This is a genomic window from Phyllobacterium trifolii (assembly GCF_014192095.1).
Lineage (GTDB): Bacteria > Pseudomonadota > Alphaproteobacteria > Rhizobiales > Rhizobiaceae > Phyllobacterium > Phyllobacterium trifolii.
Window position 1 is genome coordinate 1 of sequence record NZ_JACHXN010000003.1, and the last position, 12865, is coordinate 12865.

General features: G+C 56.2%; 16 protein-coding genes. 10 read left to right on the plus strand and 6 right to left on the minus strand.

Annotated features, from left to right (window positions below; all coding sequences use genetic code 11):
* Window positions 1-285 (plus strand): heterodisulfide reductase-related iron-sulfur binding cluster (locus FHS21_RS04990; RefSeq protein ID WP_246410834.1); only part of this gene is annotated, 285 nt, incomplete at its 5' end.
* A gap of 75 nt (window positions 286-360) precedes the next feature.
* Here the strand turns inward: FHS21_RS04990 and FHS21_RS04995 are convergent.
* Window positions 361-1149, minus strand: a complete 789-nt coding sequence (locus FHS21_RS04995) for a L,D-transpeptidase (protein WP_112526012.1) — start codon at window positions 1147-1149, stop codon at window positions 361-363.
* Window positions 1150-1337: 188 nt separating this feature from the next.
* Here FHS21_RS04995 and FHS21_RS05000 point away from each other — a divergent pair, with 188 nt between their 5' ends.
* The 6 genes from FHS21_RS05000 to msrA all read left to right on the plus strand — a co-directional run bounded on the left by FHS21_RS05000 (window position 1338) and on the right by msrA (window position 6802).
* On the plus strand, window positions 1338-1985 hold the full coding sequence (locus FHS21_RS05000) for a DNA-3-methyladenine glycosylase I (protein WP_112526010.1): 648 nt from the start codon (window positions 1338-1340) through the stop codon (window positions 1983-1985).
* A 96-nt stretch (window positions 1986-2081) separates the two neighbouring features.
* Entirely contained in the window at window positions 2082-3596 is a 1515-nt protein-coding gene (gene hisS / locus FHS21_RS05005; RefSeq protein ID WP_112526008.1) for a histidine--tRNA ligase, read from the plus strand.
* Window positions 3597-3602: 6 nt separating this feature from the next.
* A complete protein-coding gene (locus FHS21_RS05010; RefSeq protein WP_112526007.1) occupies window positions 3603-4733 on the plus strand; it encodes an ATP phosphoribosyltransferase regulatory subunit in 1131 nt (376 codons plus the stop codon).
* Window positions 4730-5428 (plus strand): ATP phosphoribosyltransferase, encoded by a 699-nt coding sequence (gene hisG / locus FHS21_RS05015; protein ID WP_112526005.1) that lies wholly within the window; start codon window positions 4730-4732, stop codon window positions 5426-5428. Before FHS21_RS05010 ends, hisG begins: the two co-directional genes overlap by 4 nt.
* A gap of 113 nt (window positions 5429-5541) precedes the next feature.
* Window positions 5542-6036 (plus strand): peptide-methionine (R)-S-oxide reductase MsrB, encoded by a 495-nt coding sequence (gene msrB, locus FHS21_RS05020; protein WP_112526003.1) that lies wholly within the window; start codon window positions 5542-5544, stop codon window positions 6034-6036.
* 76 nt (window positions 6037-6112) lie between these two features.
* The gene (gene msrA, locus FHS21_RS05025) at window positions 6113-6802 is read left to right on the plus strand and encodes a peptide-methionine (S)-S-oxide reductase MsrA (protein ID WP_112526000.1); all 690 of its coding nucleotides are present in this window, start codon (window positions 6113-6115) and stop codon (window positions 6800-6802) included.
* Between the two features lie 64 nt (window positions 6803-6866).
* Here the strand turns inward: msrA and FHS21_RS05030 are convergent, their stop codons facing one another.
* Window positions 6867-7253, minus strand: coding sequence for a DoxX family protein (locus FHS21_RS05030; RefSeq protein ID WP_112525998.1), 387 nt, complete (start codon window positions 7251-7253; stop codon window positions 6867-6869).
* A 108-nt stretch (window positions 7254-7361) separates the two neighbouring features.
* Window positions 7362-8753, minus strand: coding sequence for a class II fumarate hydratase (fumC, locus tag FHS21_RS05035; protein WP_112526343.1), 1392 nt, complete (start codon window positions 8751-8753; stop codon window positions 7362-7364).
* Between the two features lie 138 nt (window positions 8754-8891).
* Between fumC and FHS21_RS05040 the strand changes: the two genes are divergently transcribed.
* Window positions 8892-9302: an SRPBCC family protein gene (locus FHS21_RS05040; protein WP_183661158.1), complete on the plus strand. Its 411-nt coding sequence runs from the start codon at window positions 8892-8894 to the stop codon at window positions 9300-9302.
* An 8-nt stretch (window positions 9303-9310) separates the two neighbouring features.
* A complete protein-coding gene (locus FHS21_RS05045) occupies window positions 9311-9667 on the plus strand; it encodes a VOC family protein (protein ID WP_183661160.1) in 357 nt (118 codons plus the stop codon).
* A gap of 30 nt (window positions 9668-9697) precedes the next feature.
* Here the strand turns inward: FHS21_RS05045 and FHS21_RS05050 are convergent, their stop codons facing one another.
* Window positions 9698-10258 carry an NADPH-dependent FMN reductase gene (locus FHS21_RS05050; RefSeq protein ID WP_112525992.1) on the minus strand — a complete coding sequence of 187 codons (561 nt, stop codon included), beginning with the start codon at window positions 10256-10258 and terminating at the stop codon, window positions 9698-9700.
* A gap of 89 nt (window positions 10259-10347) precedes the next feature.
* Here FHS21_RS05050 and FHS21_RS05055 point away from each other — a divergent pair, with 89 nt between their 5' ends.
* Window positions 10348-10755 carry a winged helix-turn-helix transcriptional regulator gene (locus FHS21_RS05055; RefSeq protein WP_246410836.1) on the plus strand — a complete coding sequence of 136 codons (408 nt, stop codon included), beginning with the start codon at window positions 10348-10350 and terminating at the stop codon, window positions 10753-10755.
* A 101-nt stretch (window positions 10756-10856) separates the two neighbouring features.
* Here the strand turns inward: FHS21_RS05055 and groL are convergent, their stop codons facing one another.
* Together groL and groES are read right to left on the minus strand one after the other, a co-directional pair.
* On the minus strand, window positions 10857-12503 hold the full coding sequence (groL, locus tag FHS21_RS05060; protein ID WP_106715528.1) for a chaperonin GroEL: 1647 nt from the start codon (window positions 12501-12503) through the stop codon (window positions 10857-10859).
* Between the two features lie 57 nt (window positions 12504-12560).
* Window positions 12561-12857, minus strand: a complete 297-nt coding sequence (groES, locus tag FHS21_RS05065; RefSeq protein ID WP_106715529.1) for a co-chaperone GroES — start codon at window positions 12855-12857, stop codon at window positions 12561-12563.
* Window positions 12858-12865: the final 8 nt, after the last annotated feature.

Below are 12865 nucleotides of genomic sequence, written 5' to 3' on the forward strand. Positions count from 1 at the left end.
GTCGTCAAGGATCCAGCCGAAGGACATCTATGCTGCGGTTCGGCCGGCACCTACAATATCATGCAGCCGGAGATCGCTCGCACGTTGCGGGATCGCAAGGTGAGGAACATTGAAGCGACCGGCGCCAGCATCATTGCCACCGGAAATATCGGGTGCATCACCCAGATTGCCAGCGGTTCGAAATTGCCGATCGTCCACACTGTTGAGTTGCTAGACTGGGCTTATGGCGGGCCCCGGCCTGAAGGTGTGCCGGCGCCAAAATCATTCCTGCAAGCAGCAGAATGAATAAAGAGGGCAGGGATTCAAGCGAACCCCTGCCCAATTCCCGGCACCGCCCCCGGTGCCGGCCCCCATAACTGTTTATCTCACAATGACCTTGGTACCGACGTTCACCCGTTCATAGAGATCGGTGACGTCTTCGTTGCGCATGCGAATGCAACCGCTAGAAACGGAATGACCGATTGTCCAGGGCGCATTGGTGCCATGAATGCGGTAAAGCGTCGAGCCGAGATAGAGCGCGCGTGCTCCGAGTGGATTGGCAACGCCTCCCTCCATGTGCGCCGGGATTATGCGTCCCTTCAATCTCTCACGCTCGATCATCTGAGCAGGCGGATACCAATCGGGCCATTCAGCCTTGCGGCTGATCGCGTTGGTGCCAGACCAGCCAAAACCTTCCTTGCCGACGCCGACGCCATAGCGCTGAGCGGTTCCACCGGCCTCGACCAGATACAGAAATCGTTGCGACGTATCGATGACGATGGTGCCAGGCTTTTCCGATCCGTCATAAGCAACCGTTTGCGGCAGAAACTTCGGGTCCATGCCCCGCTGTTTTGGCTGGGCGTCTGCAGCCGGCTGTTCAGGGCGTTGAAACGAAACTTCACGAACGGCCGGATTTGCGTCGACGTCTCGGCGAACCGCGCGGCGGTCCCGTTGCTTGACTGCGCGTACCGGTGGATCACTGAAAACCACATAGCCGCGAGGATTGACTGGTGCGCCGACTGGCCTTTGGCGCAGTTGCATCACCCAGGGCGCCGTAAGGTCGGGGCTCATGACCACAGGCGGCCTTGTTGCGTAACGCTCGCTGGCTATCGCACCGGGCACATTGGCCACGACCAGGCAGGATGTCAGAAGCAGCAAGGCAGTTTTCATTTTGATTGTTCTCAAAAACTCTGCTGACAGGATTTGTCAGCTTTCGGGTTGAGTTTGCCCGTGCCGGGGTAGAAAAAAGTGAATCGCGATCGATAAAATGCGATTTTTTGTCGAAACTATTTGGTGTGGTTACCAGCTGGTTTTCAGAACTGGTTAACGTCCCGTAAAACATTCGAAGGGTAGGCAATATGCAAGATGATGTCCCGGTCAAGACTGGTCTGATGACAGGCGAGGATGGCGTCACCCGTTGCTTCTGGCCGGGCACTCTCCCCGAATATGTTCACTATCACGATCACGAATGGGGCAGGCCGGTTACGGATGATACGCGCTTGTTCGAGAAAATATGCCTCGAAGGGTTCCAGTCGGGTCTTTCCTGGCTGACCATATTGCGGAAACGCGAGAATTTTCGCGAGGCGTTCGACGGTTTCGACTATCGCCGTATCGCTCGCTATGGCGAGAAGGATGTCGAACGGCTACTTGCCAATGCAGGTATTATCCGCCATCGCGGCAAGATCAACTCTGCAATCAACAATGCCAATCGCGCGATTGAACTCGTCAAAGAGACAGGATCGCTTGCTGCCTATTTCTGGACCTTCGAGCCTCCGGCAGACGAGCGTCCCAAGGTGGTCGACTATCCGACGCTTGTTGCAAACCCCACCTCGCCGACTTCGATCCGCTTGTCCAAGGATTTGAAGAAGCGTGGCTGGAGTTTCGTCGGCCCGACGACGATGTATGCACATATGCAAGCCATGGGTCTCGTCAACGATCATATAGAAGGCTGCAAATGCCGTCAGGAAATTGAAAAGCTGCGTAGAGGTTTCAAACGTCCGCTTTAGTTCTCAAATCGCTGCGGCGTCATCAATCCTTGCCCTTGATGCACTGATCGGCTAGAGCAAACCCGCTTCAGCAATCAAGAATTTCAAGGTTCCATCATGGCAACGAAAGCAGATAGAGTTAAGGCACGGCTGCCACGAGGATTCGTGGATCGCGTGCCGGAGGATCTGCGCGCTGCCGAAAAGATGATGGCGGAAATTCGTAAGGTCTACGAGCTCTATGGTTTCGAGCCTGTCGAAACACCGCTCATTGAATACACCGATGCGTTGGGCAAGTTCCTGCCGGATCAGGATCGCCCCAACGAAGGTGTGTTTTCGTTTCAGGACGACGATGAGCAATGGTTGTCGCTGCGCTACGACCTGACTGCACCGCTGGCTCGCTACGTCGCCGAGCATTTTGAGAGCATTCCCAAACCCTATCGCAGCTACCGCGCCGGCTGGGTGTTCCGCAACGAGAAACCGGGCCCCGGCCGCTTCCGCCAATTCATGCAGTTCGATGCCGACACGGTTGGCGCACCATCCGTCTCGGCGGATGCGGAGATGTGCATGATGATGGCCGACGTGATGGAGGCGTTGGGGATCAAGCGGGGCGATTACGTGATCCGCGTCAACAACCGCAAAGTTTTGGACGGCGTGCTCGACGCGATCGGCCTGGATGGTGACGAGAACAGCGGCAAGCGTTTGGTCGTATTGCGCGCAATCGACAAACTGGACAAATTCGGCCCCGATGGCGTGCGTGAATTGCTGGGCAAGGGCCGTCTCGACGAGAGCGGTGACTACACGAAGGGCGCTGGTCTAGACGAGGCTGCTATCGCCAAGGTGATCGATTTCACATCCGCGGGTGGCGCCACGGGCGGCGAGACGATTGCCAACCTTGAACGTGTCGTCACCGGCAATGACAAGGGCGTAGAGGGAGTTGTAGAACTTACAACAATTGAGGCGCTTTGCTCGGCAGCGGGCTATGAAGGCCGTGTCAAGATTGACCCCTCTGTCGTGCGCGGTCTGGAATACTACACCGGCCCGGTATTCGAAGCAGAGTTGACGTTCGACGTTACCAATGAAAAGGGCGAAAAGGTTGTATTCGGTTCTGTCGGCGGCGGTGGCCGTTATGACGGGCTTGTCTCCCGCTTCCGCAGCGAGCCAGTGCCCGCAACTGGCTTTTCCATCGGTGTTTCGCGCCTGATGACAGCGCTTAAAAACCTTGGCAAGCTCGATACGTCCGACAATATCGGCCCGGTCGTCGTGCTCGTTATGGACAGGGATACGGCTAGCCTTGGCCGCTACCAGAAAATGGTGTCGGACCTGCGGCAGGCCGGCATTCGCACTGAAATGTATCTTGGCGGGTCCGGCATGAAGCCACAGATGAAATATGCCGATCGCCGCGGTGCGCCTTGCGTGATAATTCAGGGATCGCAGGAGCGCGACAATGGCGAAGTACAGATCAAGGATCTGATTGAGGGCGCGCGTCTTTCGGCGGAAATCGAGGACAATGTCACGTGGCGTGAGGGCCGTCCCGCACAGATCACAGCCAAGGAAAGCGATCTGGTCACTGAGGTGCGCAAAATTCTTGAAGCGCAGGCGGAAGACCGTGCCAATGCGGCGAAGGCCGTTTGAATTCGGATGGTCGCCTCCAGAGCCCCAGCTTTTTCCAATGAACTTGCCGCGCTGATTTCTGGCCGGGATGCTGAGCTCGTTGATATTCCCGTTATTCAGCCTGCCGACCAGTTCCTTGACATGGCGGGCGAAGACTTGCGCCGCCGCATCTTTCTGACAGAAAACGAAAACGGCGAGAGCCTGTGTCTTCGCCCGGAATTCACGATTCCCGTTTGCCGCAATCATATCGAACGTAACGCCGCGACGCCAAAACGCTATGCCTATCTGGGCGAGGTGTTCCGCCAGCGCCGCGATGGCGGTAACGAGTTTTTCCAGGCCGGCATAGAGGATCTTGGTGATGCCAACCGGGCTCGTGCTGATGCGCGATCGCTGGCCGATGCTATTGCCGCGATCCGCCTTATTGCTCCCGATGCACAACTCGAAACCCTGCTCGGCGACCAGGCGATTTTCGAGTCGGTACTGGCGGCGCTCGGCCTGCCGCGAGGCTGGCAGAAAAAACTCGCGCGCGCCTTTGGGAATCCTGGTCAATTGAAGGGTTTGCTCAAGGACCTTTCGTCGGACCGGCAAAGCGATACGCTACCACATTATCTCACGGCACTGGTCGAAAAAGGCGATGAAGCCGGACTGGCCATTGCGCTCGAACAGGATATGCGGGTTGCTGGTATTTCCCCGGCCGCAGGTCGCGCACCGATCGAGATCGCGCGCCGCTTGATCGAAAAGGCAGCGCTTGCTTCAGTAAGGCTGCCCGCCAAGGCCTTCTCTGCTTTGGAGAGCTTTCTTGCGATCCGCGTACCACTGCGATCTGCCGCGGGTGAATTGCTCGGTTTCGCGCGCGCCAACGAGTTCGATCTTGGGCCAGCGCTGGAACAATTCGAAGCGCGGGCGGCCTCGGTTGTCGAAGCGGGCATCGGAGATGAGACGATTATCTATGACGCCGCGTTCGGACGCCCGCTCGATTACTATACCGGTCTCGTCTATGAAACGCGCGCGCTGAACCATATTGACCTCGGCGCGATCGTGGGTGGCGGGCGTTATGACCGGTTGCTGACGATGCTCGGAGCCGTTGGCTCCATTCCAGGTGTCGGATTCTCGATCTGGCTCGACAGGCTTGAACAGATCGCGGGAGAGGCAAAATGACGGTTACCTTGGCCCTTCCATCCAAAGGCCGTCTCAAGGATCAGGCGCTTGGTGTGCTTGAAAGCGCCGGTCTCAGCGTGATCCTGCCCAACGATCAACGTAACTACCGGGCGCAGGTCAAAGGCGAAAGCCAGATCGATATTCTGTTTCTCTCCGCCTCGGAAATTGCGCGCGAGCTTGGCTATGGCAGTGTAGATCTCGGCATCACGGGTGAAGACTTGATCCGCGAGACTTTGTCATCGGCCGATGAGCGTGTTCAGATCGAAGCACGGCTCGGTTTCGGCCAAGCGGACGTTGTGGTCGCGGTGCCCGAGGTCTGGTACGACGTATCGAGCATGGCCGATCTTGATGACGTTGCCGCTGATTTCCGCCAGCGCCATGGCCGGCGTCTGCGCATCGCCACCAAATATTGGCGTCTCACACAGCAGTTCTTTTCGCAGATGCATGGCATTCAGGTCTATCGCATCGTCGAGAGTCTTGGCGCCACCGAGGGCGCTCCCGCCTCGGGCTCCGCTGATATTATCGTCGATATCACATCGACAGGATCGACGCTGCAAGCCAATCATCTCAAGGTTCTTGACGACGGAACAATCCTCAAATCGGAAGCCTGTCTGATTTCATCGCGTGGTACAGCCGAGGCTAGCACAGTCGAAAAACTGTCGCGGCGTATCGGGGCCGCTTTGAACAAAGGCTGATTTTCATCAACTCTCCGTGATTCCAGGCTGGTTGTGTAACCTTTCCGGCCGTCCTTGCGTATCTCCCTGCAGAAACCGGGTATTATCGGTACATTGGCACAGGGAGTTCAGCCATGATGACACGTCGAACACTTTTTGGCGGTGCTATAGCAGGGCTTGGTGCGTTCGTGGCCACGCGCTTTGCGAGCGGCCCCGCCGCCCATGCAGCCGGCTCTTTCGAAGTTGAGCACTCCGATGCGGAATGGAAAAAGCTGCTGACGCCGGAGCAGTACGATGTATTGCGGCAGGAGGGAACGGAGCGTCCCTTCTCAAGCCCGTTGGATCATGAGAAACGCAAAGGCACGTTTGCATGTGCCGGCTGCGATTTGCCTCTCTTCGATTCAGACACGAAGTTCGATAGCGGCACTGGCTGGCCGAGTTTCTGGATGCCGATAAAGGGCGCCGTCAATGAGGAGACGGATCGGTCGTTTGGCATGGCGCGCACCGCGGTCTCGTGCCATCGCTGCGGGGGTCACCTTGGCCATGTTTTCGACGATGGCCCGAAACCGACGGGCCTGCGCTATTGCATGAATGGCGTTGCGTTGAAATTCAAACCTGTTGCTGCCTGAGCAATTCCAGGAAAAGTGGGAACCGGTTTTCCGTCCGGAATTGCGTAAACATCAAATAGCTAGAAGGACAAAACCTATGAAACTTCGTCAAATTCTGCTCGCCACGGCGATTCTGTTGGCTCCCGGTTTTGCTCTTGCCGGGGAGGATGTCACCATAGTGCCACCGCCGGCGCTCGATCAAACGACGCCGGCCAAAAGCGAGACCATCGTCCTCGCCGGCGGCTGCTTCTGGGGCGTTCAAGGCGTCTATCAGCACATGAAGGGCGTAAGCAGTGCCGTTTCCGGCTACTCCGGCGGTAAGAAAGAAACGGCGAGCTATGAGATTGTCAGCGGCGGCGACACGGGGCATGCTGAATCCGTCGAGGTGACTTTCGATCCGAAGACTGTCAGCCTTGGCAAAATCCTGCAGGTTTATTTCTCGGTGGTTCATAATCCGACGGAACTCAATCGTCAGGGGCCAGATACGGGGACGCAGTATCGCTCGGCGATTTTCACGACCAGTGCCGATCAGGAAAAGGTAGCCAAAGCTTACATTGCCCAGCTTGATAAGGCGAAAGTCTATTCCGACCCGATCGTTACCAAAATCTCGTCGCTCGAAAAATTTTATCCAGCCGAGGCCTATCATCAGGACTACGCCACGATCAATCCGACCCAGCCTTATATCACCTATTACGATCTGCCAAAAATTGAAAACCTGAGCAAGTTGTTCCCGCAGGACTATCGGGACAAGCCTGTATTGGTCAGCGAGGCGAAAGCTTCGAACTGAATCCTGCTGTTTCCATAGAAAAAAGGCCGCTATGAGCGGCCTTTTTTACTTCGGTCAAATGCGATCAGCCACGCTTGGCGTCTACCGAGAGAGCGCCTGCACCGTACTGGGCGAGTACGAAGAAGCCACCGGCGATGGCAAGGTTCTTGAAGAAGTTGATCTGGTTCGCTTGGTCCCATGGAACCAGGTGACCAACAAATGCTGCGGCAATGGTAAATAGGCCAAGCAGGATTGCAGCATAGCGTGTCTGAAAGCCGACGAGTACGGCAAGTCCGCCAAACAACTCAACCAGACCAACGATGACTGCGGTAACTTCCGGAAGAGGAAGGCCCTTGGCAGCGAAGTACCCTCCCGTGGCGCCAAGAGCGGTCAGCTTGCCGAAGCCAGCAGGAATGAACAGAATCGAAAGTAGAATACGACTGATTAGTGTAACTAGGGCATTGTTAGACATAAGAGATCTCTCCGGGTTTGGCGTTGACCCCCCAATAGCTAAATCCGATTGTCAAACAAAGCCATTATTTTCTCTACACATTGTTCACAAGAGAACGGTTTTTCAATCTCACTCTGGCGCAATCATACGTTCCGGGCGAACGAGGCGATCATAGTCTTCGGCTGAGACGTGACCGCTGGCTAGGGCTTCTTCCCTCAGTGTCGTACCATTCTTGTGGGCTGTCTTGGCTATCTTGGCAGCATTGTCATAGCCGATAGCCGGGGCCAAGGCCGTGACAAGCATCAATGAACGCTCAAGCAGGTCCTTGATACGGACTTCATCCGCCTCAATACCGTCGACGCAATTATCGGCAAAGGAGATCATCGCATCGGAGAGAATGCGGACCGACTGAAGCACGTTCAATGCAACCACAGGCTTGAATACATTGAGCTCGAAATGGCCCTGGCTGGCTGCGACGGTCACGGTAGCGTTGTTGCCGAACACCTGTGTGGCCACCATGGTCAGTGCTTCGGCTTGAGTCGGATTGACCTTGCCAGGCATGATTGATGAGCCCGGTTCGTTTTCGGGCAGCTTCAACTCACCGAGACCGGAGCGAGGACCGGAGCCGAGAAAACGGATGTCATTGGCAATCTTGAACAGATCGGTGGCAAGCGCATTGAGGCTGCCGTGGAAGTTTGTGAGTGCACCGTGGCTGGCCAGTGCCTCGAACTTGTTTGGTGCCGTTTTGAAGGGAAGGCCGGTAATATCGGATACGGCCTCGGCAAATCCGGTATCGAAGCCAATGGGCGCATTGAGGCCGGTACCGACGGCGGTGCCGCCCTGTGCCAAAAGGAACACGTCCGCCAAGCTTTGTTCGATGCGCTTGTACGCGTATTCCAGCGCAGCCCGGTAGCCCGAGAATTCCTGACCAAGCGTGACTGGGGTTGCATCCTGCGTATGTGTGCGGCCGATCTTGATGATGTCTGCAAAGGCCTCTTCTTTTTTGGCCAGCGCCGCCGTCAGATGGTTCAGTGCTGGAAAGAGACGCTCTGTCGCTTCCACTGCTGTGGCAATGTGGATTGCAGTCGGAAATGTATCGTTCGACGATTGGCTCATATTGACGTGATCATTGGGATGAACCGGCTTTTTCGAGCCCTTGGTTCCGCCCAACATTTCGATAGCGCGATTGGAAATCACCTCGTTGGCATTCATATTCGACTGCGTGCCTGATCCCGTCTGCCAGACGACGAGCGGGAAATGGTCATCCAGCTTGCCTTCAATGACTTCTTCGGCAGCGACGGTGATGGCGCGGCCAATTACTTCGTCGAGCTTGCCAAGTGCCATGTTGGTTTCCGCGGCGGCGCGTTTTGCTATGCCGAGAGCACGTACAAGCGGGATCGGCATTCTTTCGCCGCCGATTTTGAAATTGTGCAGTGAGCGTTCGGTTTGTGCGCCCCAATATTTGTCCGAGGCAACTTCGATCGGGCCAAAAGTATCTGTTTCGGTACGCGTAGAGCTCATCATGCACTTTTCCTGATGGGAGTTGGCAGATCACTACTGCGAAGCTCGACGGGAGGCAAGGTTCGAGCGGCAAATGTTGGCCGGAAAACGATGCCGTGCTAAGTTAAAATCGATTAGAGCATGCAGGGAGGACAGGGCATGGCGACGCATGAAGCGCGAACCCTTCAAATTTCCATTCAGCGATCTTGGCGCGACGTCTATGACTACGCAAGCATCCCGGAAAACCTGCCGGAATGGGCCTCCGGATTAACTTCTGCCTTGCAAAGGTCGGGCGACGAATGGCTGGCAGACAGTCCTGCCGGTAAGCTCAGGCTGCGTTTTGCACCACCAAACAAGTTTGGTGTTCTCGATCACTGGGTCATCACCGAAACTGGCGAGGAGGTTTATATTCCATTGCGCGTTGTCGCCAACGGAGAAAATTCGGAGGTGACATTCACTTTATTCCGGCTGCCGGGAATGGACGACGAAAAATTCACTGCCGACGCGGCCTGGGTAATGCGTGACCTGCAGAAACTCAAGGACGTGCTCGAAGCACAACTTGTAGCGTGAGGTGAAAAATGGCCAATTCAGGCAGGGACAAGCGTATCGACTATATCGAATTCAACGTGAAGGACATTGCGCGGGCTCGCAGCTTCTATGGCGATACGTTCGGCTGGACGTTCACCGACTACGGTACCGATTACTGCGAGTTTTCCGATGGTAATCTCAAAGGCGGATTTGCCAATGCCGGCGACGTCAAACCGGGCGGCGGTCCCTTGGTCATCTTCTTCGCCGACGACCTTGCGGATACATTGAAGCGGGTTGAAAAAGCGGGCGGCAAGATCGTCAAGCCGATCTTCAATTTCCCCGGCGGGCGCCGCTTTCATTTCACCGATCCGGAAGGGTACGAACTGGCGGTCTGGTCCGACAAATGAGCGGCCACTTGCGCGGCCGCTCTTCAATCGTCAAGCCGCGCGGGCTGTTTTTAGAGCGTTTGCCCACAGGACAAGCTGGTTGAGCTGGTTGTTGGCCGCTTCATTGAGATGTTCATAGTCGGCAAGCTTCTTCTCGCCTTTGACCACAGTGAGATATTCGGGGAAGGAGATATGGATGCCGGTCTTGACTGACGCGGCACTCATTTCCACGAAAACCAGTCGAAGATGCTCGATTGCGCGGGCACCGCCAACGCCGCCATAGCCGACAAATCCAACGGGCTTGTGAATGAACTCACCAAGATCGATGGCGTTCTTCAGAACGGCAGTCGGGCCGTGGTTGTATTCCGCAACGGTGACAACAAAACCGTCGAACTCACGCAGTTTCTTTTTCCAGCGCTCTGCCGTCTCGGTTTGAGCAGTCGACGTGCGCTCTTCGCCGAAGAAGTGCATGGGATAGTCGAGCAAATCGAGGATCTCGACTTCGATATCGTCACGTTTGCCGGCTATTTCGGCGATCCACTTGGCCGGAAATTCGGCGAAACGGCCGATCCGCGTGCTGCCAACGATGATGCCGATTCTTGCTTTAGCCATGTTGAGAAATCCTTTGTCTTGGGATGGTAACTATTTGTGACCGGCGCTATATAAGTGACTGTTCGAAACGACCGCAAGGAGGCACTTTTTTGAAACCGGATCACTTTGAAGTAACCTCCGCGTGTAGCGCGGTTCATCACATTCTGGCGCGGGTCGGCGATAAATGGACGGTGCTGGTCGTCAGTTACCTCGGCAATCGCTCAATGCGGTTCAACGAGTTGAAGCGGGCGATCAATGGTATCTCGCAAAAGATGCTGACGAGCACATTACGCAGCCTCGAGCGCGACGGTTTCGTCACGCGAACGGTCTATCCGACTATTCCGCCACGTGTGGATTACGAGCTGACGGACCTGGGACGCGATCTGCTCGTTCCCGTGCGAGGGCTTGGAGACTGGGCGATCAGGAACGAGCAACGTGTCAGCGAGGCCCGTGCCCGTTTCGACGCAGCCCACGGGAATGCCGAGGTACAGCGGAGATTCGCTGACGCGGCAGAATAGGGAATCCTGCTAACCCTATTGCACAAGTACGTAAACAGCTGGGATAACAAAAAAGGCGGGTCGAAACCCGCCTTTTCCGTATTTGCGTGGATGAGGACTTCTTAGAAGTCCATACCGCCCATGCCGCCCATTCCGCCGCCTGGCATCTGGGGAGCGCCGCCGTTGTCCTTCTTCGGAGCTTCGGCGATCATGGCTTCGGTCGTGACGAGAAGGCCAGCAACCGATGCCGCGTCCTGCAGAGCAGTACGGACAACCTTGACCGGATCGACGATGCCGAGAGCGATCAGATCGCCGTACTCGCCATTGGCCGCGTTGTAGCCGTAGGTGTCCTTCTTGTTCTCAAGGATCTTGCCAACAACGATCGAAGCTTCATCGCCTGCGTTCGTTGCGATCTGGCGAGCCGGGGCCTGCAGAGCGCGACGAACGATGTTGATGCCAGCATCCTGATCGGCATTTGCACCCTTGAGGGTAAGACCAGCCGAAGCGCGAAGGAGAGCAACGCCACCGCCAGCAACGATGCCTTCTTCAACAGCCGCACGGGTTGCATTGAGGGCGTCGTCAACGCGGTCCTTCTTTTCCTTCACTTCTACTTCCGTTGCACCGCCAACGCGGATAACGGCAACACCGCCAGCGAGCTTGGCAAGACGTTCCTGCAGCTTCTCACGGTCGTAGTCGGAAGTGGTTTCGTCGATCTGCTGCTTGATCTGGCCGACGCGGGCGTTGATTTCGCCCTTCTTGCCATGACCGTCAACGATCGTGGTGTTTTCCTTGGTGATCGACACCTTCTTGGCGCGGCCGAGCATGTCGAGCGTAACGCTTTCCAGCTTGATGCCGAGATCTTCGGAAATAACCTGACCACCGGTGAGGATCGCGATGTCTTCCAGCATTGCCTTGCGGCGATCGCCGAAGCCAGGAGCCTTTACAGCCGCAATCTTCAGGCCGCCACGCAGCTTGTTGACGACGAGCGTAGCAAGAGCTTCGCCTTCGACGTCTTCAGAGATGATGACGAGTGGCTTGGAGGTCTGAACAACGGCTTCAAGAACCGGCAGAAGAGCCTGGAGGTTCGAAAGCTTCTTTTCGTGCAGAAGGATGTAAGCGTCTTCGAGGTCAGCAACCATCTTTTCAGGGTTGGTGACGAAGTAAGGCGACAGGTAGCCGCGGTCGAACTGCATGCCTTCGACGACTTCGAGCTCGGTGTCAGCGGTCTTGGCTTCTTCAACGGTGATAACACCCTCGTTGCCGACCTTCTGCATCGCCTTGGCGATCATTTCGCCGATTTCAGTTTCGCCATTGGCAGAGATCGTGCCGACCTGCGCAACTTCTTCCGAAGTCTTGATCTTCTTGGCGCTCTTGCCGAGCTGCTTGACAACTTCAGCAACAGCAAGATCGATGCCGCGCTTCAGATCCATCGGGTTCATGCCAGCAGCAACAGCCTTGCCGCCTTCCTGAACGATAGCCTGGGCAAGAACAGTAGCGGTCGTGGTGCCGTCGCCAGCAATGTCGTTCGTCTTCGAAGCGACTTCACGCACCATCTGCGCGCCCATGTTTTCGAACTTGTCTTCGAGTTCGATTTCCTTGGCAACGGTTACACCGTCCTTGGTGATGCGCGGAGCGCCGAAGGACTTGTCGATAACAACGTTACGGCCTTTCGGGCCGAGTGTTACCTTGACAGCGTCTGCAAGGATGTTGACGCCGCGCAGCATGCGCTCACGCGCGTCGCGGCCGAATTTTACTTCTTTGGAAGCCATTTTATCTCTCCTGGGATTGAACCCGGTTTGATCGAAGTTTTGTTGAAAGGTCGGTGATTAGCCGAGGATACCCAGAATGTCGGATTCCTTCATGATCAGCAGGTCTTCGCCGCCAATCTTGACTTCCGTGCCGGACCACTTGCCGAACAGGATAAGATCACCTGCCTTGACATCGAGTGGTACGAGCTTGCCTGCTTCGTCACGAGCGCCGGTGCCTACGGAGACGATTTCGCCTTCCTGTGGCTTTTCCTTGGCAGTATCCGGAATGATGATGCCGCCTGCAGTCTTTGCTTCGGATTCGACGCGGCGTACTACGACGCGGTCGTGAAGCGGGCGGAACTTGGTCTTGGCCATGGTTAGAA